Consider the following 26,621-nt stretch of genomic DNA (forward strand, 5'->3'; position numbering starts at 1 on the left):
GGCGAGGGTGGACTGCTGTGTGTATAGCAGCCTGCCATTGCGCCTGCCGTCACCTGTTCCGGCTTCAGGCCGAGCACGGCTGCGACATTGGCCTGGTCGACGGTCTGGAGCTGCGAGCCGGCCCGGACGGTGCATTGGTTGCCGCGGAAGTCGATGGTGCAGTTAAGCGGTTCCCCTTCGCCTCGGGAAGCGGGTGCCACAGGCTACCAGCAGTCTTCGCCCGACACTTCTCATTTGCTTTTCAATCCGTTCGCCTTCTGCGCGTTCTCCAGGGCTTGCTTCTCCGCTGCCGCGCCAATAGCCGCTTGCCGGTTCTGTTCGGCTGTATAGCACGCATCGCGGCCGACTCCCTGCGCCCGGCAATCGGCCATGCGTTGCGCCGGGCTCGAACAACCCGCCATGATCGCCACTGCTGCGGTGGCCGCAAACAGGATTCGCATAGCTTCTCCTTCTTCGCTTCTTTGTCGGAAATGGCAAAGATGGCATGGCGCGGCCTGCAGGCAGGCACGGCCAGTGGTCTGGCCGATCTCGCGGAACACTACGCCTGGCAGCCCGGCACCGCGCGGGATGGCGTCCCATGAATTCCATGCAGTGGAATTGTGGGGGTGTGGAATCGCCCGCCTGGGCCTAAGCTGTCTCCAACAAAGAAACGCGCCCGGTGCATGCAGTGTGATGGCCGCGGCGTTCCGACTCGTTCCAGGAGACAAAGCATGCATCCGTTCTGCACCGGATTGTTCCGCCGGCTTGCCAAGGCAGCTATCCCGTTCCTCATGGCCGCGACAGCGCCTTTGCCGGCGCTCGCAGCCTTTCCCGACAAGCCGATCCGCATGGTGGTGCCGTTCGCCCCCGGCGGCGGCACGGACCTGGTGGCGCGTGCCATGGGCATTACCATGGGCGAGGACCTTGGCCAGCCCGTCATCGTCGATAACAAGCCGGGCGGCAGCACCATTATCGGCACCGATGCGGTGGCCAAGAGCGCGCCAGACGGCTACACGCTGGTGATGGCGACGATGGCCCACGCGGTCAACCCGAGCCTGCACAAGAAACTGCCGTTCGATACGGAGAAGGCGTTCGCGCCGGTCATGCTGGTGGGCCGCTCGCCCAACGTGCTGGTGGTGAAGCCGGACAGCCCCATCAAGACCGTGCAGGACCTGATCGCGGCCGCCAAGGCCAAGCCGGGCAAGCTCAACTACGCCTCGCAAGGTGCCGGCACTTCGGCGCACCTGGCCGGCGAGCTGTTCAAGAACATGGCCAGGGTCGACTTGAACCACATTCCTTATCGCGGCGCCGGCCCGGCGATCACGGACCTGCTCGGCGGGCAGGTCGATGTGATGTTCGCCACGGCAGCCGCGGTCGCGCCGCACCTGGAGAGCGGCAAGCTTCGGGCGGTGGCGGTCACGACCGCACAGCGCTCGCAGGCGCCGGCGCTGAGCAAGATTCCGACGATAACGGAAAGCGGCGTGCCCAATTATGTGGCGGATAGCTGGTATGGCCTGTTCGTGCCGGCCGGCACGCCGCCGGCGGTGATCACGCGGCTGAACGCCGCGGCGAAGAAGGCCGTGCACACCGACGCGTTCCGCAAGCGCGCCGAACAGGAAGGGCTTGCCATCGGTGGCGGCACGCCAGACGAGTTCGGCCGCTACGTCAAGGCCGAGAGCCAGCGCTGGAGCAAGGTCATCAAGGATGCCCACATCACGGCCGACTGAGCGCGGCACTCGTAAAAGAACAGATCGCACACACAGTACCGGACAGGACCATGGACAACTATTCCCTGATTGAACTGAAGATCGAATCGGGCATCGCGCTGCTCGCCTTCAACCGCCCCGACAAGCGCAATGCCATGAGCGACGACATGCGCTCGGAATTCATCGACGCGCTGGAGCGTGTGGCGGCGGACAAGGCGATCCGCGCCCTGGTGCTCACCGGGAACGGCAAGGGCTTTTGCGCCGGCGGCGACGTGGCCGGCATGCAGCGCCGCATGGAGGCGCCCATCGGCGAAGTGGGCTTCAACGGCTGGAGCCGCCAGCAGCGGGTCCACCACACCGTGAAACTGCTCCACACCATGCCCAAGCCCACCATCGCCGCGGTCAACGGTGCCGCGGCCGGGCTGGGTGCCGATACCGCGCTGTGCTGCGATTTCGTGCTGGCGTCCGAAGCGGCGTCGTTCTCCTGGTCCTATATCAACCGGGGCCTGATCCCGGACGGTGGCGGCATGTATTTCCTGCCGCGCCGCGTAGGGCTGTCGGCAGCGAAGGAACTGGTCTTCACGGGCCGCAAGGTCGAGGCGCAGGAGGCCGCGGCCCTCGGCATCGCGGACCGCCTGAGCAAGCCCGAAGCGCTGATCGACGATGCGCTGAGCTGGGCGGCGCAACTGAGCCAGGGCTCGGCTACCGCGATCGCGCTGGGCAAGAGCATCATGAACCAGTCCTTCGAACTGCCCGCCGACCAGGTCTTCGCCCAGGGCAGCCAGGCGCAGGGCATCTGCTACACCAGCACCGAGCATCGCGACTCCGTGCTGGCTTTCCTGAACAAGACCGCCAGCAAGGCCTGACCACATGAATGCCATCCAACGACTTGTCACACCGCGCAGCGTTGCCGTGATTGGCGCATCCGCCGATCCCGCAAAGACTGCCGGCCGCCCGGTTTCCTACCTGCGCAAGCATGGGTTCAGCGGGGCGATCTACCCGGTCAACCCCAAGGTCGAGTCGATCGACGGGCTGCCTTGCTATCCCGACATTGCCTCGCTGCCCGAAGTGCCGGACGTCGGCATCGTGCTGCTGGGCGCCGAGCGTGCGCACCTGGCGGTGCGCGACCTGGCGGCGCGCGGCGCGGGCGCGGCCATCGTGCTGGCAAGCGGCTATACCGAGACCGGCGCCGAGGGCGCGCGGCGCCAGGCTGAGCTGATCGAGGCGGCCGGCAGCATGCGCCTGCTGGGGCCCAATACCATCGGCCTGGTCAACCTGACCGACAACATCCCGCTGTCGGCCAGCGGCGCGCTGGAGATGGACCAGTTCCCGGCCGGCAGCATTGGCGTGGTGTCGCAAAGCGGCGGCATCCTCGGCGCCTTGCTGTCGCGCGCCGCGGCGCGCGGCATCGGCCTGTCCAAGCTGGTTTCGACCAGCAATGAAGTCGACCTGGATCTGGCCGACTTTATCGATTACCTGGCCGATGACGCGGCCACCCGCGTGATCGCGCTGTATGTCGAGAGCGTGCGCAACCCGGAGACCTTCCGCCGTGCGGCGCTGAAGGCGGCGCGCGCCGGCAAGCCGGTGGTGGCGTTCAAGATCGGCCGCTCCGAGAGTGGCGCGCGCGCCGCGGTGTCACATACCGGCGCGCTGGCCGGTGCGGATCGCATGTATGACGCGCTCTTTGAACAGGTCGGCGTGATTCGCGCGCAGACCTTCTCGGACCTGCTCGACATGCCCGCGGCCCTGGCTACCGGGCGCAAGCTGACGGGCAACCGTGTTGCGATCCTGACCTCGACCGGCGGCGCCGGCACGCTGGTCTCCGACAGCCTGGGCGTGGCCGGCTTCGAGACCCCGGCCCCTGACGAAGCGACCGCGGCGAAGCTGCGCGCGCTGCAGAAGGGCGACCACGCGGCGCTCGACCGCAACCCGATCGACGTGACCCTGGCCGGGCTGCAGCCCGACCTGCTCCGCGCAGCGATCCGCATCCTGCTCGACAGCCCGAGCTACGACGCGGTCGCAGTCATCGTAGGCTCGTCCAGCCTGGCCATGCCGGACCTGATGGCCAATGCCATTCGCGACTGCCTGCCCCATAGTGACAAACCGGTGATTGCGTACGTGAGCCCGCATGCGCCGGAAGTCGCATCGCTGCTCAATCGCCGTGGCGTGCCGGCGTTTTCCGCGCCGGAGGCGTGCACGGTGGCGATCGACGCGATGCTGCGTGCCGGCAAGCTCGGTGCGGTCGACGAAGCGGGCACCCCCACGCTGCCGTTGCCGGATCTCGCCGCCTATGGCACCGGCTCGATCGACGAAGCCGCGGCCAAGACCTTGTTCGCCGGTTTCGGCGTACCGGTTGCGAAGGAGGTTGTGGTTGCCGATGGCGCCGAGGCGATGGCGGCTGCGCAAGCCTTCGGCGGCAATGTCGTGCTGAAGATCCTGTCGGCCGAGATCACCCACAAGAGCGATGTCGGCGGCGTGGCCGTCAATGTCCCGCCTGCGGAGGCGGCAAGCCGGCTGGCAAGAATGGCAAGCGACGTGCAGTCGGCCACGGGTATCGCGCCGCAGCGCTTCCTGGTGCAGGAAATGGTCAAGGGCGGCGTCGAAGTGATTCTCGGCATGCACCGCGACGCACTCGGCACCGCGATCCTGCTCGGCATGGGCGGCGTGACTGCCGAGCTGTTCGGCGATACCACGCTGCGGCTGCTGCCTGGCGAGCGCGGACTGAGCCGCGACGCCGCGCTGGCGATGATCGGCCGCCTGAAGACGGCCCCGCTGCTGCAGGGCTTCCGGGGCCGGCCGAAGGCGGATGTGGAAGCGCTGGCCGACGCGATCGTCGCCTTCTCGCGCATGGTCGCCACGCTTGGCGACCGGCTGGCCGAGGCGGAGATGAATCCCGTGTTCGTGCTGCCCGAAGGGCAGGGTGTGGTGGCCGCCGATGGCGTGGCGGTGCTGGCCGGCAACGACAAGCCCTGACGGGACCCTGGCATGTGCAACGAGCGCGACGGTGCCCTGGTGACCTCGGTCGATGGGTGCGAGATCATCTGGCGAAGCTTTGGCGACGGCCCGGCGAGCGTGCTGCTGCATGGCGGCCATGGCAACTGGCAGCACTGGATGCGCAATATCGGGCCGTTGTCCCGGAGCCGCCGGCTACTGGTGCCAGACATGCCGGGTTTTGGCGATTCAGGTGCGGCGCCGCGCGCCGACCTGCCGGGATTCGTCGAGGTCCTGGCCCGCTCGCTGGCCCAGCTATCGCCTGGCCGTGTCGACCTGGTGGGCTTTTCCTTCGGCGCGCTGGTGGCGGCGCACCTTGCGACCCATGCGGGCCTTGGCGATATCGATGCCGGTCGCCTGGCGTTGCTCGGGCCGGCCGGCCATGGCGGTCCGCGCCGCATGACGCGGGCGCTGGTCGACTGGCGCCGCTGCCAAGATCCGCACGCGCTTGCCGCGGCGATGCGCGACAATCTGGCGGCATTCATGTTCGCCGACCCGGCCGCCATCGACAGCGAAGCCGTGGCCATCCACACGCGTGCCTGTCGTGCGACCCGCTTCCATAGCAAGTCGATCTCGCGTGCGGGCGGATTGCAGCAGGCGCTGGCGCGCTTTCCCGGCCCGGTATTGATGATCTGGGGCGAAACGGATGTAACCATGTCGCCCGAATCGATTGCCGGGATCGCCCGCGATTCGCGGCACGCATCAGCCGACGCGCCCGAAGTCAGTGTCAGCGTGGTGCCGGGCGCCGGGCATTGGGTCCAGTACGAGGCCCACCAACAAGTCAACCGGCTGCTGCAGGCATGGCTGCAGCAGCTCCCCGACACGCCGGCGCAGGCCGGCTGAGGAGAACCTATCTTGAACGCAACCGAGGTCTTTGGGCCTTTCTTCAGCGCCATCAAGGCAGGACCGCTGCCAGCCGAGGTGCTGCATCATGCGAAGCGCGCGCTGGTCGACTGGCATGCGGCGCTGTTCCCGGGCATCGGCACCGATGCGGTCCAGCGCCTGCAGCGCGTGCTGGAAGAAGAGCTTGGCCGCGGCAACGCCACCCTGCCAATGGGGCGACGCGCCACGGCGCGCGCCGCGGCGCTGCTCAATGGCGCTGCCGCCCACGCTGCCGAGATCGACGACAGTTTCCGTGATGCCATGTATCACCCAGGCGCCGCCACCATTGCCGCCGCCATTGCTGCGGCACAGGACGCGGGCGCCAGCGGCGAAACGCTGCTCAAGGGCATCGTCGTCGGCTATGAGGTCTCAACGCGCATCGGCGTCGTGCTGGGCCGGGCGCACTATCGCTTCTGGCACAGCACCGCGACTGTCGGCACCTTCGGCGCTGCGGCCGCCGCGGCGTTCATCCATGGCGCGAACGAGGAGCAGCTTGCCCACGCGCTGGCGACCGCGGCGACTTTCGCAGCCGGGCTGCAGCAGGCGTTCCGCATGGACTCGATGTCCAAGCCGCTGCACGCAGGCCGCGCAGCGGAGGCCGGATTGCTGGCCGCCCGCGCCGCCATCGCCGGCATCACCGGTTCGCTCGATGTGCTCGACGGTGAGACCGGCATGGGGCGCGCGATGTCGGACGGCCCTGACTGGAACGGGCTGGCATCGACGCTTGGGCAAGACTTCCATATTTGCCGGCTGACCTTCAAGAACCACGTTGGCTGCGGCCATACCTTTGCTGCAATCGACGGCGCGCTGGCGCTGAAAGCGAAGCTGGGCATCGACACCGCCCAGATCCGTCGCATCCGCGTCGCCACGTATCGTCCGGCGCTGGATATCGCCTGCTATCTCGACCCCAGAAGCGAGAACGAAGCCAAGTTCAGCCTCAAGTTCATCGTCGCCGCCGCCCTGGTGCATGGCAGCGTGCGCTTGTCGGCCTACACGCCGGAACGGTTGTGGGACAGCGAGACGCGCCGGCTGATGGACTGCATGACTGTCGAGGTCGACCCTGAAATCGACGGCTGGTTTCCTGGCAAGCGCGCGGCAAGGATTGAGATCGAAACCCTGGACGGGGCCACGGCAGACTACTTGCAGCCAAATCGCAAGGGCGATCCGGAGGACCCGCTGTCCGACGCCGACCTCGACGGCAAGCTGATCGAACTGGCAGCGCCGGTGATAGGCGCCGATGGCGCGCGCCGGCTGGCGCAGAAGATCTGGCACGTCGAGACGGAGCCGGTGGTCAGCCTGTTTGGCTGAGCAGCGGCGCCCCGGCGCCAACGCGGTCACCGGCATGACGAACACAAGCGGTGAAGGACAAGGAGATCGGCATCGAGTAGCATTGCCTGCGGCGGGTGCAACCCAGCAAATGCATGCACCGGACGCCGCTTTCCAGAACGGTCACTGGTGCGCAGTGATCCCCTGTCATGCCAAACAGCACCGTCAATATCGAACGGATCAAACCAGGCCAAGGCAAGGCGACGCCCAACCGCTCGCTCGAACGTGGCATTGCCGTACTGCGCGCCTTCCGCGCCGGCGCGTCCATGCTCGGCAACAGCGAGATTGCCGAGCGCACCGGCTTGTCCCGCTCGACCGTCAGCCGCCTGACGCAGTCGCTGATTGAGACCGGCATGCTCGAGTATGTCCCGCAGTGCCGGGCCTACCGGCTGGGTGTGCCGGTCCTCAGCATGGCGCATGCCATGCGCGACGGCTCGCAGGTTCTCAGGGTCGCGGCGCCGATGATGGCCGAGGTTGCCATGCGGCACAAGATCAATGTCGGACTGGCGGTCGCCGAGGGAGACGAGATGATCTACCTGGAGTCGTTCCGCTACAACCGGCGCCAGTCACTGCGCACGGTGGTGAGCGGGCAGCGCATCCCGATGGCGCTGACCTCTCTCGGCCGCGCGCACCTCGCAACGCTGGCACCTGAGGCGTTCAACGCGATGATGAGGGCCATGGCCGACAAGAACCGCGGCCGCGGCTGGGGGGAGCTGCGACGCGAAATCGATGCCGCGGTGTCTTCCGTGCATGAGAAAGGCTACTGCGTGGCGTCATGGCAGCCTCAGGTTGTGGCCATGGCAACACCATTGCGATTTGACGAATATGCCGTCCATGTACTGAACGTCAGCGTATCCACGCACCAGGATGCCGGTGCTGTCGAGGCGGCGCTGGCCAAGCCACTGATGGAACTTGCAGCGGCGATACAGGCGCGGATGCTGCGGGTGGAGTAAGGGCGCTGCAGTATCGAGATCCGCGCCGGCTTTCGCCCCATGCCAAAGGACGGGCTGACCCTTATTGGTCCCGAGATTGTTGCCCGGTCTTTGAGGCTGAGCCTCACGCATCAGGCACAGCCCGGAGCAACCCGCCAGGTCATCCGCCGTAACCCAGCCGGGGACAAGATGGGGGCGCAAGGTGCCGCTCGAACCAGCCTATCGTGAGTGCCGCGATGTCTTCCAGGGCCCTGCGGTCTTCAAATCCGCGGCCGCTGGTCGGGATGAGCCTCAGTTGCCGCGGACAATGCATCTGTTCGAATGCAAGATTGTTGATCTGGATGTCTTTCGGATTGCCGCTGGCACAGATCAGCAAGGCAGGGATTTCAAGCTGCCGCAGGGTTGCGCTGGCCGCGAGATCCAGCCGCCCCGCAACACAGGCTACGGCGCTGAGTTGCGTCGCGCCGCACGCGGCCGAGCGCAGGGCTGCCGCCGCTGCGGTGCCGGTACTTAGCAGGCCCACAGGCAAGCTTGCGCAGGGCGTCCCGGTACGCAGGAAGCTCAAAGTCTGGTCCAGTCTTGCCACCAGCTCATCGACCTCCGATTCCGGTGCGTCGTCGACGCGGCTGTCAGGCTGCAGGTCCACGAGCATGGTGGCGAATCCTTTCGCGCGCAGCTTGCGTGCCAGGTAATGGCTTCGGGCTGCACGGCGTTGCGCGCCACCGGCATACACCATCACCGCGACGCCGGCCGGGTTCGGCGCCGTTTCGAGCATGGCCCGCAGCCGAGTGGTCTGATACGGAATCAGCATCGCCTTGCTCAACGACGGCACGCCCGCCACCGCACCTGGCCGGGCGTGGGTCTGGGGTTGCGCTGGCGGTATCCCTGTTAACTGCCGGACGCGGTCGTCGCTGACCAGCTGGAACTCATGATAGAAGTGCGAGAGGTTCTCGATGCGGTCCGGGGTATCCAGGCAAATGACTTCGTCGGCAAGCGCGCGGACCCGGTCCAGCCCGGCTGGGGTGGCGATCGGGAGCGCGCATATGAGCCGGGCAGGGTGCCGCTTGCGCAGGCTGGCGAGGGCCGCATACATCGTTGCGCCGCTCACCAGGCCGTCATCCACGACGATCACCACGCGACCGCCCGGATCCGCCGGCTTGCGAACCGGCGTATACACGGCGCGCTGCCTGCGAAGCTGGTCGAACTGGGCATCACGCTGGCTGTCGGCGCCGCCACTTGCGTCCATTGCGTCCGTGCACCATGTCGCGCCAGAGTCGTCCAGTGCTACGCCAGGAACGATCCTGCGCGCCATCACCAGGTCGAAGTCAGCGCCCAGTGCGTCGGCCACGACGCGCCCGACCGGCACGCCGCCGCGCGGAATCGCCAGCACCAGGGCACCGGTTCCCCGATACGCGCGCAACGCCCAGGCGAGCTCTGAGCCCGCATGCTCACGTGCCTGAAAACGTGTCTGGTAACGGCTCATCGAACTATCTGCCAGGGATCTATTGACGGAGTTTCAGGACGACGGCGCCGGTAAGCCGGCCCTCGCGCAGGTCGGCCAGTGCTTCGTTGGCCTGCTCCAGCGGATACGCGGTGGTGTGCGTATGCAGCGGGGTCCGGGCGGCGATATCCATCAGCGCGAAGCCGTCGGCACGCGTGAGGTTGGCTACGGAACACAGGCGCCTTTCTTCCCAAAGCAGCTGGTAAGGCATGCTTGGGATATCGCTCATATGAATTCCGCCGCAGACCACGATGCCACCCTTGTCCACGGCGCGCAGCGCCTTGGGCACCAGCCCGCCCACCGGGGCGAAAATCAGCGCGGCGTCCAGCGGCACGGGCGACTCGAGGTCGCTCGCGCCGGCCCAGCACGCGCCGGATTGATAGGCGAGTTGCTGGGCGCCTGCGTCGCCCGTGCGGGTGAAGGCGTAGACTTCGCGGCCTTGCGCCACCGCGATCTGCGTCACCAGGTGGGCGGCGGCGCCAAAGCCGTAGATGCCGACGCGCTGCGCATGGCTGGCTGCGCCCGCCATGCGCAGCGTCCGGTAGCCGATCAGGCCGGCGCAGAGTAGTGGTGCGGCGTGTTCGTCATCGTAGCCGGGCGGAATCCGGAAACAATAGCCGCTGTCGGCAACAACGTACTCCGCATAGCCGCCATCGCGGGTATAGCCGGTGAACAACGGTGCGTCGCAAAGATTCTCGTGATGACGCAGGCAGTAGCGACAATGGCCACAGCTATGTCCGAGCCAGGGCACACCGACGCGGTCGCCCGGCTTGAAGGCGGTGACACCGGCGCCGCACAAATCCACCCGTCCGACGATTTCATGTCCCGGGATGAGCACCGGCTTGGGATGGCGCAGGTCGCCGTCGGCGATATGCAGGTCGGTCCGGCACACCCCGCAAGCCCCCACTGCAATGCGAAGTTCGCCGGGCCCCGGTTCGGGAACCGGCAAGTGGTGGAGGCGCAGCGGCAGGCCTGCGCCCTCGAAGACCATCGCACGCATGGTTTGGTGGGGCATGGCGCGCCTAACCTTCGACTTCGCTGCGGATCAGGAGCACAGGCTTGCTGGTCTTGGCAAGCACGCCTTCCGACACGCTGCCCATCAGCAGGCGCCGGACGCCGCGGCGGCCGTGGGTGCCAAGCACGATCAGGTCGGCATTCCACGCATCGGCTTCGGTGACAATGGTCAACGAGATCCGGCCGGGCGCCACCGGCTTTTCATCCAGTTTCACCGAATTGCGCACGCCTGCTTCGCTGAGCCTGGCTGAGGCGGCATCCAGCGCCTTGCGGCCGTGCGCGGTGATGTTGTCGACCAGTTCCTTGGGGTTGAAGTAACTGGCCTCGAAGAACACATCGCTGTCGTCTACCACGAACAACGCCTTGACCTCGGCCCCGGTTGCCTTGGCGATGATGATGGCCTGGCTCAGTGCCAGGTCGGAAGAACGGCTGCCATCGACGGCGAGCAGGATGCGCTGGTACATGATGGATCTCCTGAAGGGCAAGGGTGTGTTCGACGTTGCGATGCGCTGCATTCAGCGTAGGCGCCGGCCTCGATAAGCGCTTGATATAGGTCAACCCGAAGGGGCAGGCGCCGCGAGAAATTGACCGCAGACAGAAGTGATGGCCGCATGGCTTGACGGGTTTTCATACCTTTGTTCGCAGTAGCCTCCACCGCACATGAGGACGAACTTGAGCCATGTCGCCGCATGCTGGCCCGTTGATCCGGGTCAAGCGCCGCTCGGCCTTGCTGCCTAGACTGGTCTGTAGTTGAGGGTGAGGGCGATCATGGCTTACGACAGCATCCTGGTGCATCTGGACAGCAATCCGCAGGCACGGCAGCGGCTCGAAGTGGCGGGGCGACTTGCGGCGGCCAGCCAGTGCCGGCTGATCGGCATGTACGCCGGTTTCATTCCCGATCCTGCCTGGTTCTACCTCATGGAAGGCGCGCAGCAATATGTCGCGGACGATCTGGCCCGGCGCAAGCAGGTCAGGGAAGACGTCCGCGCGCAGTTTCTGGCTGCAACCCAGGCCATGCCGGTGCGCGCGGAGTGGCGCGCCGCGGAGCAGGGGACGGTGGCATCGGTGCTGCGCGAGGCCCGCGAGGCCGGCCTGGTCGTTGCCGGCCAGTACGACCCCGGCAATACCGAAGGGCCGGTGGCCCGGCAACTGCTGGAATCGCTGCTGCTGGAGACCGGCCGACCGACGCTCGTGGTGCCGTGCGCGGGCACGTTTCCAACGCTGGGTACGCGCGTGATCGTGGCGTGGAATGGCAGCCGCGAGGCGGCGCGGGCGCTTCACGACGCCGTGCCGCTGATGGCCGGCGCGCAGGCGCGCATTCTTTGCGCACAGACCGCGGCCAAGGAGGCAAGAGCCGACGCCACCCCGGTCGGCCACGCCGCACGCGTGCTGGAGCGCCACGGCGTCGCGGTGGAAATCGAACACGGTCCTGGTGGGGCTGACCTGACCATCGGCGAACTCATCCTTTCGCGCGCGGCGGATTTCGATGCCGACCTGATTGTGATGGGTGCCTACGGACACGGTCGCATGCGGGAACTGGTGCTGGGCGGTGTCACGCGTACGCTGCTTGACTCAATGACCGCACCGGTGCTGTTTTCACGATGATGCAAGGTCAAACCAAAGAGTGGAATCACGTCATGGACTTCAGAACCATCCTTGTCGACCTGAGCGAAGATGCTGCACGGTCCGCACGCATTGAAACGGCAGCACGGCTTGCCGAAAAGTCCGGCGGCAGCGTGGTCGGACTGACGGCAACAGGAACGCACCTGGAGCCGTTTCGTGGGGCGGGCGAAGAAGCCGGGCAATACGGCGTGCTTGCCGCGAACCATTTACACAAGCTGGCTGCGGCTCACAGGAACGCACTCGAAACGCTGACCGGGCAAGTTTCGCCGGCCATTCCCACCCGGCACATCGTTGTCGAAGCCGAGTCTGGCTGGGCGCTTGCCGACGAGGGCCGCTTCGCCGATCTCATCCTGCCCGCAGCGCCCTCGGCGCAGGCCGATGTGCCGGCTCTGCTGGCCGGGGTCGCGGAGTACGCGATGCTCAATGCAGGCCGGCCCATCCTGCTGGTGCCGGGCGCGTCCGGCCCGCGACTTGGCGGCCATGTCGCCATCGCCTGGAACGGCGGCCGGGAGGCCGCGCGCGCGGTCGTGGACGCACTGCCGTGGCTTGTGCATGCCAGCGCCGTTACCGTCCTGGTGGTCAGTGCTGGCAAGCACAGCGCTGCCGGTGAGAAAGCGGCCTATCGTGACAGCGCGGATCGGCTGACAGCGTGGCTGCTCAGCCATGGCATCCACGCCAGTCTGCTGGTCGGAGAGGGCGATCCCGACCACGTGCTGCCACAACTTGCGGCCAAGGTTCAGGCCGGCCTGCTGGTCGCGGGCGGCTATGGCCGCTCCCGGCTGAGGGAGCTGGTGCTGGGTGGCACCACCCGCGCCCTGCTGCGCCAGTCAGGCTTGCCAGTCTTCATGTCGCACTGAGGCTAACCCTCTGGGCGATTGGGGCTACCGGCGTCGACTCAACGACAGAAGGATCACAGCGGCTTGGGGGAATACAGCGCGTTTTGGAATTCTGGCACGTACTCGTATTTCATCATCTTCCCCAGCTTCAGCGCCTTAATATACGTCGATAAGCTCCCCTCGGTAAGCGTGAGGTTCACCGACTCCGCATTTGTACTGGAGGTGTGACTAAGCTGACGGGAAATCGCATAACCAGTAGTCAATCGCCCATTCTGATCGACATTTGTAAAGCTGTTCGTGGCCATGGAGGTCTTGCTCGAAAGGTCGCCCAGCTTCTTGGTTTCAAGGGTGACATCGACCTTGCCCGTTTCGCTGTCAAGAATCTCGACGACAACCGATTTGTCGGTTTCGCGGTAGTTTATGCCGGTCAGCCATTTGGGTAGGTTGTAGCCCACCACACCCCGTACCCTGGCGAGTTCGGTATTTACCGGAAGCTTCAGTACGTAGCCCCAGAAATCGTTCGACATCGCCTGGCTCACCAGGGTAAGCGGTCCAAGATTGGAGCTACCCGGCCGATTTGTGATGACGGAAAGACCAATCTCGTTGTAGCTGTCGTTGTCGCAATAGCCATACGAGTAGGCGGTGAGTGCGATGAGGCCTCTGCCCGGCCAGACCTGAAGGGGTTGAACCCTCTCCAGGACTTGAGCAGGCATCAGTTCCCGCAGCTTGTCCAAGTCGGCGGTGAAGATGGCCGTCACCCTGCTGTTCTTGTAGTAGAAGTTTGGCGAGTAGGATTCAAAGCCAATATCTACCTTCTCCTTCTTGAGATCCTTGAACCAGCTCAAGTCAACGTCTGGAGCCTCCTGCTGAATGACGGAAAGCGGAGGATTCGAGCGATAGCGGTCATACAGCCCGCCTCTGACCACGGGAACCTCATGTCCTGCGAGGTTGATGGTTGTGCTTTCAGCCTGCATAGTTTTCGATGTGCCATCGGCCCATGAAGGATTCAAGAGGACGCTCAGGATTACACCTGCTGCAGCCGCAAGATTTCTGATTTTCATATGACGATACTTTGATGTTTAAGTTGGAATAGCCTGCGGGCCCAGACATCTGCCTGGCGAAATTTTTCTCATTCGAGTGGTGGAAATCGATTCTCCTTTATCCAGAACATTTTCCCGGGCTGAGTCAGGAGTCCATTTTCAGGTCGGGCGTTATTGATGCTGAGGAGCATCCCAAGGTCGAACTTGACTTGAAGGTCAAGCGGTTTTCCGCGATTTTCATTTTTCACATGAAAGCGGCATGTAGGGATGAATAACCTACTTGGCTTCAGTCTCGGCCTGCGGCTGCAGTAGCGCCAGCACCTGCCTCGCTACAGCCTTGCTCGACTGAGGGTTCTGCCCCGTGACGAGACGTCCGTCGGTGACGACATGGGAGGTGAAGGGCAGAAACGCCTTCTCGTATTTCCCCCCAGCAGCTCCCATGGCGTCTTGCAGATAGAACGGGACTTGATCCCGAATGCCCGACAGTTGTTCCTCGAAGTTGGAGAAGCCCGTGACGCGCCGACCACTGATGAGCGGCTTGCCATCTGCCCCCTGAAGTTGAACCAGTGCTGCATTGCCGTGGCAGACCGCTGAAACGATGCCTCCCTGCTGGTAGATCGCCTCGGCCAGGCGCTTGAGGTCCGGGGCGTCACGGAAATCCCTGCTCTCGCCAGCACGGGAAGCGCTAGCAAGAACGTCTTCGCGAAGGTGAGCAAGTTCTTCAGCAGTGAGTTCATGGATGCACGGGGTCCGAAAGGTCTCGACATCAGCTTGCGGAGTTGTCTGGTCAGCCATGGGCGCGCTGCCCCACCCAGCGCCGGTATCGACGGACGCGGCAGGCGTTGGACATCTGCTGCAGGATCAGCGCACGCAGCGGTGAGACCTTGGGATCAGTGGCCTTGCCTCGGCTAAGGTTGCGCAGTTGAAACTTGACTGCCGCCATGTTGGCCAACGAGGCCAGCGGCTTGTTGTTCCAGCGGATCGGGAGCAACGCAGGCGCACTGTCTTTGCCGGCACGCCAATCGCGCGGCAGATTGGGGTCGATGGCCAGGGCAGTACCGATGCCAACCATGTCCACGCCGCTCTTGACCACTTGCTCGGCCACCGGCCGACGGCGAATGCCGCCTGTGACCATCACTGGCATCTTCGCCACTGCGCGGAGGTCGCGAGCGAACTCTGCAAAGTAGGCCTCGCGGGCGAGCGTGCGGCCGTCGCGGGCTTCACCCTGCATGGCCGGGGCCTCGTAGCTGCCTCCCGACAACTCGACTAGGTCAACGGCCAGCTCGTTGAGCATCTTCACAACCTGGCGGGCGTCATCCTCGCTGAAGCCACCACGCTGGAAGTCGGCAGAGTTCAGCTTGACAGCAACCGCGAACCCGGGCGAAACCACGGCGCGTACGGCCTTGACGATCTCAAAGAGCAGGCGAGCGCGGTTCTCCAGCGGGCCACCCCACGCATCCGTTCTCTGGTTGCTCAAAGGCGAGAGAAATTGGCTCAGCAGATAGCCGTGCGCCGCGTGAATCTCGACGCCAGTGAAACCCGCTTGTTCCCCCAGCTGCGCCGTGCGGGCAAAACGCCGGATCACGTCCTCGATGACCTCCCGCGTCATCGCCTGCGGCGTGTTGAAGTGCTTGGACATGTTGCCCAGGTTCATTGGCACGGCAGAGGGGGCCCAGGTGGGTTGCCCCAGGTTGGCAGGCATCTGGCGGCCGGGATGGTTGATCTGCAGCCAGAACTGCGCTCCCTTGGATCGCCCGACCTGCGCCCAGCGCTTGAACCGGTCCAGATGCCTGGCGTCTTCCAGCACGACGCCGCCTGGCCCCGTCATGGCACGGCTGTCCACCATCACATTGCCCGTAATCAGCAGGCCGGCACCCCCCTCTGCCCAAGCCCTGTACAGGCTCATCAGTTCCTCCGAGGGCGCGTGGTCAGCGTCCGCCATGTTCTCTTCCATGGCGGCTTTGGCGATTCGGTTCGGAACACTTGAACCGTTACGAAGAATCAACTTGTCGAACACGTTCATGGGGTCACCTCGTTTGATCGTGGCTCGACTTTAAGGTTGAAGTCAACTTTAATGTCAAGACCCTTTGTGAGGTGATGTATGAGTGGCGCCATGCATGGCAGCGAGACATGGACGCCGAACGGCGGCAATTGCAGTCCGTGGCATTTTTTAGCGCTGACGGGACCTGTTAAACGAAAAAGGCTCGCCACAAAACGTGGCGAGCAGGACTGCGATTTCCTTCTTCTTCACTGCCGCGCGCTCGAGCGACCTGAATGGCATCGCGAGGGGACAGCCAGGTGCCAGAAAGCTATTCGTCCGGCACCTGTGGCTGTTAGCCTCGCACGAACGCGAGGAGCTCGGCGTTAATCGTTTCGGCGTTCGAAGTTGGCATCCCGTGTGGGAAACCCGGATAGGTCTTCAGGGTGCCGTTCCTGAGCAGCTTTGCCGACAAGAGCCCCGAGTTTGCATAAGGGACAATCTGATCGTCGTCGCCATGCATCACCAGAACGGGAATCGTTGCGCTCTTCAGGTCTTCGGTGAAGTCGGTCTGCGAGAAGGCGACGATGCCGTCATAGTGGGCCTTGGCGCTGCCCATCATTCCCTGCCGCCACCAATTCCAGATGACGCCTTCCGACGGTTTCGCGTCAGGGCGGTTATAGCCGTAGAAAGGGCCCGCGGGGATGTCGTAATAAAACTGTGCACGATTTGCCGCGAGCTGGGCCTGGAGGCCATCGAAGACATCCTTGGGGAGACCTCCCGGATTGCTCTCGGTCTTCACCATCAGCGGCGGAACGGCGCTGATGAGTACCGCCTTGGCGACGCGGTCCTCCCCAAGACGCGCGACGTAATGAATGACCTCGCCACCGCCCGTGGAATGCCCGACATGGACTGCCTTCTGCACGCCGAGGTGGTTTACGACTGCCGCAACATCATCGGCATAGTGGTCCATGTCATGGCCGTCCCAGACCTGGCTGGATCGTCCATGGCCGCGACGGTCATGGGCGACAACCCGATAGCCGTGCGCCAGAAAAAAAAGCATCTGGGCATCCCAGTCGTCAGCGCTGAGCGGCCAACCGTGATGAAAGAAGATAACCTGTGCGTCACGTGGACCCCAGTCCTTGTAGAAGATCTCAACGCCATCCTTTGTTGTCACGTATGCCATTTTTGCTTCTCCTGTGTAATGCATAAGCCTGCAATCGGCGATGTGCGCGCTGATATTTGCTGCGCGGAGGTCGAGTCCTGCTCCTTTCCAGATAGGTAGATGAGGGGGAGGGAATGTGGCCGGGGCCACCACGCTAGCCAGGTCGGCCTGCCTTGCCGGGCCGAGATTCACTGTAGGATTAAAGTGAACCTTAATGTCAATGCTTTCTTAGGTGCCGTATGAGAATTGGAGAACTGGCTAGGCTCAGCGGTCTGACGGCCTCCCGCATTCGCTTTTACGAGGCGGCCGGATTGATCCTGGCGGTCGAGCGCCAGGCGAATGGCTATCGCGACTACCCGCCGGAGGCGGTATGGATTCTGGAAATCATCGCCAGCGCGCAGAGCGCGGGGTTCTCGCTCGATCAGATCCGCCATCTGCTACCGCTCGGTTCGGGGAACTGGCAGCACGATGAGCTACTGGATGCCCTCAAGCGGAAAGTCGCAGAAATCGAGGACATGCAGAAGCGCCTCAAACAAAACAAGACCCATTTGCTCGCCGCCATCCGAAACATCGAAAACCGGCCTGCGGATATGCCGTGCTCTGACAGGACGAAGTGGGTGCTGGACCGCCTCCGCGAAGAAGGGGCCGTCGTGCCAGTTCGGGGCAAGACCCGTCGCCCCGCAGCGAGCTGATGCCGGAACGTGCTGGGCAGCGCCGGAAACCACTGGCGCACGTGTCTCCCAATGAGTCGGTCTACTTCGGTCCCGATCCCTTCAGTATCCGCGTTGGGATCCACAAGGTGATCGGAATGAGTCCAATCTGAACTATCCGCATCTGGATGCTTGACCTTCAAGTTGAGTTTAATCTTAAAGTGCTGGCTGCCGGCCGTTAATCGGCTTGCCTCAGGCACTGGCTGGCATGGTCTGTGCACAGCGCGGCCAAAGCGCCTGGCATACGTGACAAGCCAGCACGAATTTCGGTAAGGGCAAGGAGATAACACATGAATCTGGACGTCAACCGCCAGCCGGTCAGCGTCGATTGCGATCCGGCCACCCCCTTGCTGTGGGTGCTGCGGGACCATTTGAACCTGACGGGCACGAAGTTTGGCTGCGGCGTCGCGGCTTGCGGCGCGTGTACCGTGCATCTGGATGGCGCGGCGGTGCGGTCCTGCGTCTTGCCCGTCGCGGCGGTGGCCGGCAAGCGCATCACCACGATCGAAGGGCTGGCCGACGCGCCGGGCCAGCGCCACGCGCTGCAGCAGGCCTGGATTGACGAACAGGTGCCGCAATGCGGCTACTGCCAGTCAGGCATGCTGATGGCGGCGGCGGACCTGCTGGCCCGACAGCCAGACCCGAGTGATGCCGACATCGATGCCGCCATCACCAACCTGTGCCGCTGCGGCACGTATCCGCGCGTGCGTACCGCCATCATGCGTGCAGCGAAGGCGCTGCGCGAGGGGCGCGCATGAGCGCCAAGGCAACCACCCCGCGCCGCGGACGGCGCCGGTTTCTGCTTGGGGCGCTAGGGCTTGGCGGTGCGCTGGTGGTCGGCTGGGGCGTGATGCCCCCTCGCAGCCGGCTTGGCGATCCTGCGGCGTTTCCTGAAGCGACCGGCCAGATTGCCCTGAACGGCTGGATCAAGATCACGCCGGAAGACAATGTCATCCTCGCCATGCCGCGAGTGGAGATGGGGCAGGGCATCCACACCGCGCTGTCGATGCTGGCTGCCGAGGAACTCGATATTCCGCTGGCAAGGGTGAGCATCGAGTCGTCGCCCATTGAACGAATCTATGGCAATGTCGTCACCATGGGCGACAGCTCGCTGCCGCTGCATCCTGACGATGCCGACAAGACCTGGGCGCGCGCGCTGCACTGGATCATGGCCAAGAGCGCGCGAGAGATCGGCCTTATCATCACCGGCGCCAGCAGCAGCGTGGCCGACGGCTGGCAGCCAGTGCGCGAGGCCGCCGCGACCGCGCGCACCGCCTTGGTGGAAGCTGCTGCGCGCGAATGGGGCGTGCAGGCGGCACAGGTGACGGTGCGGGAAGGCCAGCTCATTGGCCCGGGCGGCAAGCAGATGCCTTTCTCCGCGGTCGCGCGGAAGGCGCGCGACATTGCGCCGCCATCGAACGTCACACTCAAGCCGGCTTCGCAATACCAGCTGATTGGCAAGCCTGCACCGCGCAACGACATCGCCAGCAAGACGGATGGCAGCGCACGCTTTGCCATCGATGCGCGGCCGCCCGGCATGTTGTACGCGGCGGTCGTCATGTGCCCGGTGTTTGGCGGCAAACTCAAGACCTTCCAGTCGAAGGCGGCGCTTGCCATGGCCGGCGTGCGCTATGTCGTGCCGTTCGAGGGCTCGGCAGGCGGCGCACCGGGCGTGGCCGTGGTGGCCGACCACTACTGGCAGGCACGGCAGGCCCTGGCGACGCTCGAACCGGTCTGGGACAACGGGCCGCATGCCACGCTCGATTCCGCCGGCATCCGGCAGCAGCTCGTCAGCGCGCTCGACAGCGACAAGGGCGGTTTCACGTACCGTTCGATGGGCGATGGCCTGAAGGCCTTTGACAAGACGGGCGGCGCAACCATCGTCGAGGCCGAATACAGTGTGCCGTACCTGGCGCATGCCGCCATGGAGCCGATCAACTGCACGGCGCGGGTGACCAGGGATCGCGTGCAACTCTGGGCGCCCACCCAGGTGGCAACGCTTGCGCAACTGGTCGCGGCGCGCACGGCAGGTGTGAGCCGGGACCAGGTGCATATCGACATCCCGCTCATTGGCGGCGGCTTCGGACGGCGACTGGAGTCGGATTTCATCGGCCAGGCCGTGTCGATCGCCACCAGGACCGAGGGCCGCCCGGTACAGGTGATCTGGTCGCGTGAGGACGACATTCGCCACGACTTCTATCGTCCGCAGGCCATCGCACGGCTGAAGGCGCGCGTCGAGAATGGCAGGGTGACGGCCATCGCCTCGCGCAGTGCCGGGCAGTCGATCCTGGCCGGCGAGCTGGAGCGCCTGTTTGGCGCGCCGTCGCTCGGCATCGACCGCTATACCGCCGAGGGCCTGTTCGACCTGCCATACGAGATCGAGCACGAGCACATTGCGCACGTGGTGGTCGATTTGCCGGTACCGATCGGATTCTGGCGCAGCGTCGGTCACTCCTGCAACGGCTTCTTCCTGGAAGGTTTTCTGAACGACGTGGCAGCGGCCGCCAGACTCGATCCGCTAGCGATGCGGCGCGACTTGCTCAAGGCGCACCCGCGTGAGCTGAAGGTGCTCGACACCTTAGCGCAGGCGGCAGGTTGGAACCAGCCGCCGGCACCGGCTGCGGACGGCGCGCCGCGTGCGCGCGGGCTCGCGCTGCACAACTCGTTCGGCTCGGTGGTGGCACAGGTGGCAGAGGTGTCGCTCAAGGACGGAAAGCCGCGCGTGCATCGCGTTGTCTGCGCCGTGGACTGCGGCACGGTGGTGAATCCGGACATCGTTGCGCAGCAGATGGAAAGCGGGATTATCTTCGGGCTGACTGCGGCGCTGTACGGCCAGGTCCAGATCAAGGACGGGCAGGTCGTGCAGAGCAACTTCCCCGACTATCCGATGCTGAAGATGGCTGAGGCACCGGTGATCGAAACCCACATCGTGCCCAGCACGGCTGAGCCCAGCGGCGTCGGTGAAATTGCCGTGCCGCCGATCGGGCCGGCCGTGGCACATGCCGTCGCCCAGCTCACCGGCAAGTCGGTGCGGCAGCTGCCAATGATGTAAGGCAATAACAAGGTTGGCCGGTTGAATCCGCAACCGACAAGCGACGGTCCAGCCAGCCCAACCTTGTATCAGGCGTTCAAAGTAAACAACCGCAGCCGAAGCCGCGGTTATCCTTCATTCTCCAGTATGACCAATCGCCATCAAGGCTGCCCTCGTAGCGGCCGCGCCAGACATCCGCCTCAGTCCAAGGGGAAATGCTCCGCAGCAGTCCGATCAAGCTTCAACTTGATCATGACCACCAGGCAGTGAATGCCGTGGCATGCTTCGGAACGTTCGCTTTCCACTTCCAGCAGGGACAGGACGCAACTAAGGCTGGCGCTGATGTGCTCGAGCGATTCGAGGCAGTCTGCTGGATTGGCGGCCAGCATGGTTTCATGTTTCGACGTGGTTCGTTTTTTTGCATTGCGAGCTCCTAAACGCGTGAACTTGGCCGCGTGATGCGGCCACCATTAGCAAGTTTCAGGTTGCTACGCCCGATCACCGTTGTTTCGGTGATGCCTCTACATCGAGTCGAAGTAGAATTCCCGAATGTTCATGACCGGGATCGGACTGGGCAATTCTGGCCCGATCCACCAGCCATTCCCCCAGCCATGCGGATTCCACCGGTGAAGGCAATCATCGCCTTCGAGAGCGTTGCCAGAACAAAGAGCGTCAGCCGGGCATCGGAGGAATTGGGCTTGACGGCATCCGCTGTCAGCCACCAGATCGGCAATCTGGAGGATGCGCTCGGCCAGGCCCTCTTCTTCCGGCAGGGACGTGGACTGGTCCTGACCCCTGTGGGTGAGCAGTACCTCAGGGACATCACGGGTGTGCTTGCTGACCTGAATCGCGCGACCGAGCGCGCTTCCAGCCCGGCGAACGTCGAGATCCTCCGGGTCCATTCGAGCCCCAGCTTCGGGCTGATGTGGCTGTTGCCGCGACTGGAATCGTTCCAGGCAGACAATGGCGATATCCAGTTGAATCTGTCCTGCTCCTATGAGGACGTTTCTTTTACGAGCGGGTACTACGATGTGGACATCCGCCACGGTTACGCACATTGGCGCGATATCCAGGTCAAAACCCTGCGCCGGGAAACCATAGCGCCGCTCGCCTCGCCGGCCTACCTTGAAAAGCATCCGATAACGTCACCGGCCGATTTGCTCGCGCACCGCCTCATCTATTCGGAGACCCCGCTGGTCCAATGGCAGCAATGGTTTGCCAGATTCGGCATCCCGGCCGCCCACAAGACGTTCGATTTCACCTTCGACCGCTCGTATATGTCGCTCGAGACAGCGGCACTGGGGCTTGGGGTGGCGCTGGAAAGCACGCTGCTGGCGTCGGTTCTGATCGGTAAGGGTTCCCTTGTACCCGTGTTCGACGACTCCCATGCCATCGAGGTTGGCAGTCACCATCTCGTCTATCCCGCGCAGAACGCCGACCTGCCGCGCGTGGCGCGCTTCCTGGCCTGGATGGAGCGCCAGCTGCCGGCGCCTGGCTGAGGGCCACAGGCGACAATGCGGGGCAGGAAAGTGCCGCCAGCGGCGCCTGACCTGAAGCGCCTCCCGCCATTCCCTGAAAATTTCTCAGCAATACCTGAGGCAGACCGCGTTGATCGGAACGCCGCCAGGGGCAAAACTCGACCCAATGTCAAAGGAGACAAAGATGCTGGTCGAGAACAATGTAGTCATCATCACGGGGGCCGCCTCCCCACGCGGCATCGGCAAAGCCACCGCCAAGGCGTTCGCCGCCCAGGGCGCCGCCGTGGTCATCCTGGACCTCCGCCTGGAAGATGCCCAGGCCGCCGCCGGCGAGCTGGGCGACCAGCATCTCGGGCTGGCCTGCGATGTGACGGACAAGGCCGCCTGCGAGCGCGCGGTCCAGGCCGTGCTGCAGCGCTACGGGCGCATCGATGCGCTCGTCAACAATGCCGGCATCACCCAGCCAGTGCGCACGCTGGATATCCAGGCCGCCAACTACGACGCCGTGCTGGACGTGAACCTGCGCGGCACCCTGTACATGTCGCAGGCCGTGCTGCCGCAGATGCGCGAACAGAAGCGCGGAAGCATCGTCTGCATGTCGTCGGTGTCCGCGCAGCGCGGCGGAGGCATCTTCGGCGGTCCGCACTACAGCGCCGCCAAGGCCGGCGTGCTGGGGCTGGCGCGCGCCATGGCACGCGAGTTCGGGCCGGACGGCATCCGCGTCAACGCGATCACGCCGGGCCTGATCCAGACCGATATCACCGGCGACAAGCTCACCCCCGAGATGCGCGCCGGCATCATCAAGGGCATCCCGCTGGGCCGCCTGGGCAATGCCGCCGACGTGGCCAATGCCTGCGTGTACCTGGCCAGCGACATGTCCGCCTACCTGACCGGCATCACGCTCGACGTCAACGGGGGCATGCTGATCCACTAGTCATTGACATGGCAGGCACCGACCGATTTCACTGATTCAGTGGACTGAATTCAGGCCGCCCGCAGAGGCGGAACATCTGACAGCCGGTGCACCGCGGGGCGGCGCCACCAGGCAGGAGACAACCGATGAAGACCAAATACGCGGCTTCGCCCATGGGCGGCGAAGCGACGCTGCACGCCGATTCCGCCACCTTCGAGACCCGCACCTACGCCAAGGTGGTGAAGCGGCTGATCCCGTTCCTGATGCTGTGCTACCTGGGCGCCTACCTGGACCGGGTCAATGTCGGCTTTGCCAAGCTGCAGATGCTCAGCGATCTGCGGTTCAGCGAGACCATCTACGGCCTGGGCGCCGGCATCTTCTTCCTTGGCTATTTCATCTTTGAAGTGCCGAGCAACGTCATCCTCCACAAGGTCGGTGCCAAGCGCTGGCTGGCGCGCATTATGCTGACCTGGGCGGTGATCTCGGCCTGCTTTGCCTTTGTCACCACGCCGACCCAGTTCTACGTGTTGCGCTTTCTGCTGGGCGTGGCCGAAGCCGGTTTTGCGCCTGGCGTGATCCTGTACATGACCTACTGGTTCCCGTCGGAGCGCCGCGCCAAGGCCTTGTCCCTGTTCTTCATGGCGATCCCGCTGGCGGGCATCGTGGGCGGGCCGCTGTCGGGCTACATCATGCATGCCTTCCACGGCGTGGGCGACCTGGCCGGCTGGAAATGGCTGTTCCTGATCGAGGCGCTGCCGTCGCTGTTCCTGGGCGTGGCCATCCTGTTCTATCTGGACAACGGCATCGACCAGGCGCACTGGCTCACCGACGCCGAGAAGGCGCTGCTTAGGCGCAATATCGAAGGCGACAACGCGCAGAAGATGGAACACATGTCGATCCGGTCCTTCATGAGCGACCGTCGGCTGTGGCTGATGGCCGGGATCTACTTCTGCGTGGTGCTGGGCCAGTACGGCCTGACCTTCTGGCTGCCCACCATCATTCGCAAGGCCGGCGTGGCCGATCCGCTGTGGGTGGGCATCTACACCGCGCTGCCGTACCTGTGCGCCATCGTGGCGCTGCCGCTGGTCGGCATGAGCGCCGACCGCCGCCGCGAGCGCCGCTTCCACCTGATCGTGCCGATGGTCACTGCCGCCGCCGGGTTCGCCATCCTGCCGATGCTGGGCAGTGTCAGCGCATCGCTGGTGTGCCTGTGCATCGCCGCGGCCGGCATCCTGGCCTCGTCCTCGCAGTTCTGGGCGTTGCCTACCGCGCTGCTGGGCGGCATGTCCGCCGCAGCCGGGATTGCCGCAGTCAACTGCGTCGCCAACCTGGCCGGTTTCTTCTCGCCCGCCATCGTGGGCTGGCTCAACGACCTGACCGGCAAGTCCACCGCCGGGCTGGTGTTTATCTCGGCCACCGTGGTGTTCGGCGCCATGCTGGTGTTCCTGGTCCCGGCCAGGAGCGTGAACCGCTGATACCCCTTTCCCTGAATTCCGATCCATTGCTTGCAGGAGACACCATGCAACACCAAACCACCGACAAGGCCGTGTCCTTGCGGGAACGCGCTTACCGCATCCGCCGCAACGCCTTGCTGATGGGCGAAGTGCAGGGCCAGGGCTACATCGGCCAGGCACTCGACATCGCCGACGTGCTCGCCGTGGCTTACTTCGACGCCATGCGCTACCGCCCCGAAGACCCCGAATGGGAAGGGCGCGATCGCTTCCTGCTGTCCAACGGCCATTACGCCATCGCGCTGTACGCAGCGCTGCTGGAAGCCGGCATCCTGCCTGCCGAAGAGCTGGAGACGTACGGCAGCGACGACAGCCGCCTGCCGATGTCGGGCATGGCCAGCTACACGCCCGGCATGGAGATGTCCGGCGGCTCGCTGGGGCAGGGCCTGACCATTGCGGTGGGCCGCTGCCTGGGGCTTAAGCGCAAGGGCTCGGACAATTTCGTCTACACCCTGTTCTCTGACGGCGAGCTGGATGAAGGTGCGATCTGGGAAGGCATTCTGTCCGCCGCCCACTGGAAGCTGGACAACCTGATCGCCGTGGTCGATGTCAACAACCAGCAGGCTGACGGGCCCTCCACCCAGATCATGGCGTTCGAGCCCCTGGTCCCCAAGCTGGAAGCCTTCGGCTGGTTCACCCAGCGCGTGGACGGCAACGACATCGACGCCGTGGCCGCTGCCTTGCGCGCGGCGCGCGAGCACCGCGGCGCGCAGCCGCGCATGATCATCTGCGATACGCGCATGGGATGCGGCGTGCCGTTTCTCGAACAGCGCGAGAAGAACCACTTTATCCGCGTGGATGCCCACGAATGGCAACTCGCACTGCAGGCCCTGGAAGCCGGGAGACAAGCATGAGCAAGACCAACGCAACCACCAACGCCAAGCCGAAGCTGAAGACCTCGGCGATGATCGCCTCCATCGCCGGGGAAGGACAGGCGACCAGATCGGCCCCGTTCGGCCACGCGCTGGTAGAACTGGGCCGGCACAAGCAGGACGTGATCGGCATGACGGCCGACCTGGGCAAATACACCGACTTGCATCTCTTTGCCCAGGCCTTCCCGGAGCGCTATTACCAGATGGGCATGGCCGAGCAGCTGCTGATGGGCGCCGCCGCCGGCTTCGCCCATGAGGGCGCGCAGCCCTTCGTCACCACCTATGCAGTGTTTGCGACGCGGCGCGCCTATGATTTCATGCACCAGGCGATCGCCGAGGACAACCTCGACGTGAAGATCGTCTGCGCGTTGCCCGGCCTGACCACCGGCTACGGCCCCAGCCACCAGGCCGCGGAAGACCTGGCGCTGATGCGCGCCATGCCCAACATGACCGTGATCGACCCGTGCGATGCCATCGACATCGAGCAGATGGTGCCGGCCATTGCCGCCCACAACGGCCCGGTGTACGCGCGCCTGCTGCGCGGCAATGTCCCGGTCGTGCTTGACGAGTACGACTACAAGTTCGAGCTGGGCAAGGCCAAGCTGCTGCGCGACGGCGCCGAAGTGCTGGTGATCTCGTCGGGCATCATGACCATGCGCGCGCTGGAGGTGGCCAGGGCGCTGGAGGCCGACCGCATCGGCGTGGCGGTGCTGCACGTGCCGACGATCAAGCCGCTGGACACCGAGACCATCCTGCGCGAGGCCAGGCGAAAAGGGCGCCTGGTGGTGGTCGCCGAGAATCACACCGTAATCGGCGGCCTCGGGGAAGCGGTCGCGACGACGCTGATGCAAGCTGGCATCCCTGTGCCGTTTCGGCAGGTGGGATTGCCGGATGCGTTCCTGGATGCCGGGGCGCTGCCCACATTGCACGATCGCTATGGAATTTCGGCGAACGTCATGGCCGATGCCATCAAGCGGTGGATTGAGTAGCGATCAGTGCCGGACCGAGACGTTATCTGCCGGGACAATGCCCGCAGCTGGTGGTTGCTTTCGGCGGTCTGGTTGAACGGCTATCTGAAGTTCTGAAGCGCCATTGCTTGCCGCCAGACCTGAATAACGCCACGTTCAGGTCTG

25 protein-coding genes are annotated in these 26,621 nt (G+C 64.7%); 16 read left to right on the top strand and 9 right to left on the bottom strand.

Features of this window, described 5'->3' with window-relative positions; all coding sequences use genetic code 11:
• Positions 1-230 precede the first annotated feature (230 nt).
• Positions 231-440 (bottom strand): hypothetical protein, encoded by a 210-nt coding sequence (locus tag AC3WON_RS05230; protein ID WP_492317016.1) that lies wholly within the window; start codon positions 438-440, stop codon positions 231-233.
• A 270-nt stretch (positions 441-710) separates the two neighbouring features.
• On the opposite strand from AC3WON_RS05230, the gene AC3WON_RS05235 reads away from it, so the two are divergent.
• The 6 genes from AC3WON_RS05235 (at position 711) to AC3WON_RS05260 (ending at position 7,837) form a co-directional block, all read left to right on the top strand.
• Positions 711-1,706 carry a tripartite tricarboxylate transporter substrate binding protein gene (locus tag AC3WON_RS05235; RefSeq protein WP_492351295.1) on the top strand — a complete coding sequence of 332 codons (996 nt, stop codon included), beginning with the start codon at positions 711-713 and terminating at the stop codon, positions 1,704-1,706.
• A gap of 50 nt (positions 1,707-1,756) precedes the next feature.
• Complete coding sequence (locus AC3WON_RS05240; protein ID WP_492351296.1) at positions 1,757-2,551, top strand: enoyl-CoA hydratase/isomerase family protein; 795 nt, start codon at positions 1,757-1,759, stop codon at positions 2,549-2,551.
• Positions 2,552-2,555: 4 nt separating this feature from the next.
• Positions 2,556-4,658 carry an acetate--CoA ligase family protein gene (locus AC3WON_RS05245; RefSeq protein WP_492351297.1) on the top strand — a complete coding sequence of 701 codons (2,103 nt, stop codon included), beginning with the start codon at positions 2,556-2,558 and terminating at the stop codon, positions 4,656-4,658.
• Between the two features lie 12 nt (positions 4,659-4,670).
• Positions 4,671-5,519 (top strand): alpha/beta fold hydrolase, encoded by an 849-nt coding sequence (locus AC3WON_RS05250; RefSeq protein WP_492351298.1) that lies wholly within the window; start codon positions 4,671-4,673, stop codon positions 5,517-5,519.
• A 12-nt stretch (positions 5,520-5,531) separates the two neighbouring features.
• Positions 5,532-6,866 (top strand): MmgE/PrpD family protein, encoded by a 1,335-nt coding sequence (locus tag AC3WON_RS05255; protein WP_492317021.1) that lies wholly within the window; start codon positions 5,532-5,534, stop codon positions 6,864-6,866.
• A 167-nt stretch (positions 6,867-7,033) separates the two neighbouring features.
• Complete coding sequence (locus tag AC3WON_RS05260; RefSeq protein WP_492317022.1) at positions 7,034-7,837, top strand: IclR family transcriptional regulator; 804 nt, start codon at positions 7,034-7,036, stop codon at positions 7,835-7,837.
• A 139-nt stretch (positions 7,838-7,976) separates the two neighbouring features.
• Here AC3WON_RS05260 and AC3WON_RS05265 read toward each other — a convergent pair whose 3' ends face one another.
• From AC3WON_RS05265 to AC3WON_RS05275, 3 genes are read right to left on the bottom strand one after another with little or no spacing between them, the layout of a single operon-like run.
• Positions 7,977-9,299 (bottom strand): phosphoribosyltransferase, encoded by a 1,323-nt coding sequence (locus AC3WON_RS05265; protein WP_492351299.1) that lies wholly within the window; start codon positions 9,297-9,299, stop codon positions 7,977-7,979.
• Between the two features lie 19 nt (positions 9,300-9,318).
• Entirely contained in the window at positions 9,319-10,332 is a 1,014-nt protein-coding gene (locus tag AC3WON_RS05270) for a zinc-dependent alcohol dehydrogenase family protein (RefSeq protein ID WP_492317024.1), read from the bottom strand.
• Positions 10,333-10,339: 7 nt separating this feature from the next.
• Positions 10,340-10,795, bottom strand: a complete 456-nt coding sequence (locus AC3WON_RS05275; protein ID WP_492351300.1) for a universal stress protein — start codon at positions 10,793-10,795, stop codon at positions 10,340-10,342.
• Positions 10,796-11,099: 304 nt separating this feature from the next.
• Between AC3WON_RS05275 and AC3WON_RS05280 the strand changes: the two genes are divergently transcribed.
• Entirely contained in the window at positions 11,100-11,936 is an 837-nt protein-coding gene (locus tag AC3WON_RS05280) for a universal stress protein (protein ID WP_492317025.1), read from the top strand.
• A gap of 32 nt (positions 11,937-11,968) precedes the next feature.
• Positions 11,969-12,811 (top strand): universal stress protein, encoded by an 843-nt coding sequence (locus tag AC3WON_RS05285; RefSeq protein ID WP_492351301.1) that lies wholly within the window; start codon positions 11,969-11,971, stop codon positions 12,809-12,811.
• 53 nt (positions 12,812-12,864) lie between these two features.
• On the opposite strand, the gene AC3WON_RS05290 is transcribed toward AC3WON_RS05285, so the two are convergent.
• The 4 genes from AC3WON_RS05290 to AC3WON_RS05305 form a co-directional block, all read right to left on the bottom strand.
• The gene (locus tag AC3WON_RS05290) at positions 12,865-13,851 is read right to left on the bottom strand and encodes an acetoacetate decarboxylase (ADC) (RefSeq protein ID WP_492351302.1); all 987 of its coding nucleotides are present in this window, start codon (positions 13,849-13,851) and stop codon (positions 12,865-12,867) included.
• Between the two features lie 255 nt (positions 13,852-14,106).
• Complete coding sequence (locus tag AC3WON_RS05295) at positions 14,107-14,625, bottom strand: type 1 glutamine amidotransferase domain-containing protein (protein ID WP_492351303.1); 519 nt, start codon at positions 14,623-14,625, stop codon at positions 14,107-14,109.
• Entirely contained in the window at positions 14,618-15,853 is a 1,236-nt protein-coding gene (locus tag AC3WON_RS05300) for an NADH:flavin oxidoreductase/NADH oxidase family protein (protein ID WP_492351304.1), read from the bottom strand. Before AC3WON_RS05300 ends, AC3WON_RS05295 begins: the two co-directional genes overlap by 8 nt.
• Before the next feature lie 310 nt (positions 15,854-16,163).
• Complete coding sequence (locus tag AC3WON_RS05305; protein ID WP_492351305.1) at positions 16,164-16,994, bottom strand: alpha/beta fold hydrolase; 831 nt, start codon at positions 16,992-16,994, stop codon at positions 16,164-16,166.
• Positions 16,995-17,212: 218 nt separating this feature from the next.
• On the opposite strand from AC3WON_RS05305, the gene AC3WON_RS05310 reads away from it, so the two are divergent.
• From AC3WON_RS05310 to AC3WON_RS05320, 3 genes are all read left to right on the top strand, one after another.
• Positions 17,213-17,665, top strand: a complete 453-nt coding sequence (locus tag AC3WON_RS05310; RefSeq protein ID WP_114130898.1) for a MerR family transcriptional regulator — start codon at positions 17,213-17,215, stop codon at positions 17,663-17,665.
• Positions 17,666-17,973: 308 nt separating this feature from the next.
• Positions 17,974-18,441 carry a (2Fe-2S)-binding protein gene (locus AC3WON_RS05315; RefSeq protein ID WP_492317030.1) on the top strand — a complete coding sequence of 156 codons (468 nt, stop codon included), beginning with the start codon at positions 17,974-17,976 and terminating at the stop codon, positions 18,439-18,441.
• The gene (locus tag AC3WON_RS05320) at positions 18,438-20,735 is read left to right on the top strand and encodes a xanthine dehydrogenase family protein molybdopterin-binding subunit (protein ID WP_492351306.1); all 2,298 of its coding nucleotides are present in this window, start codon (positions 18,438-18,440) and stop codon (positions 20,733-20,735) included. Before AC3WON_RS05315 ends, AC3WON_RS05320 begins: the two co-directional genes overlap by 4 nt.
• Positions 20,736-20,914: 179 nt before the next feature.
• Here the strand turns inward: AC3WON_RS05320 and AC3WON_RS05325 are convergent, their stop codons facing one another.
• Positions 20,915-21,103 carry a hypothetical protein gene (locus AC3WON_RS05325; RefSeq protein ID WP_492351307.1) on the bottom strand — a complete coding sequence of 63 codons (189 nt, stop codon included), beginning with the start codon at positions 21,101-21,103 and terminating at the stop codon, positions 20,915-20,917.
• 222 nt (positions 21,104-21,325) lie between these two features.
• Here AC3WON_RS05325 and AC3WON_RS05330 point away from each other — a divergent pair, with 222 nt between their 5' ends.
• From AC3WON_RS05330 to AC3WON_RS05350, 5 genes are all read left to right on the top strand, one after another.
• A complete protein-coding gene (locus AC3WON_RS05330) occupies positions 21,326-22,213 on the top strand; it encodes a LysR substrate-binding domain-containing protein (RefSeq protein WP_492317180.1) in 888 nt (295 codons plus the stop codon).
• Between the two features lie 163 nt (positions 22,214-22,376).
• Complete coding sequence (locus AC3WON_RS05335) at positions 22,377-23,126, top strand: SDR family NAD(P)-dependent oxidoreductase (RefSeq protein WP_492351308.1); 750 nt, start codon at positions 22,377-22,379, stop codon at positions 23,124-23,126.
• A gap of 125 nt (positions 23,127-23,251) precedes the next feature.
• On the top strand, positions 23,252-24,580 hold the full coding sequence (locus AC3WON_RS05340; protein WP_492317034.1) for an MFS transporter: 1,329 nt from the start codon (positions 23,252-23,254) through the stop codon (positions 24,578-24,580).
• Between the two features lie 44 nt (positions 24,581-24,624).
• Positions 24,625-25,470: a transketolase gene (locus AC3WON_RS05345; protein ID WP_492317035.1), complete on the top strand. Its 846-nt coding sequence runs from the start codon at positions 24,625-24,627 to the stop codon at positions 25,468-25,470.
• Positions 25,467-26,477, top strand: a complete 1,011-nt coding sequence (locus tag AC3WON_RS05350) for a transketolase family protein (protein ID WP_492351309.1) — start codon at positions 25,467-25,469, stop codon at positions 26,475-26,477. The genes AC3WON_RS05345 and AC3WON_RS05350 overlap by 4 nt, the downstream gene beginning before the upstream one ends.
• Positions 26,478-26,621 lie beyond the last annotated feature (144 nt).

The sequence above is a fragment of the Cupriavidus sp. FW305-46 genome, from assembly GCF_058787075.1.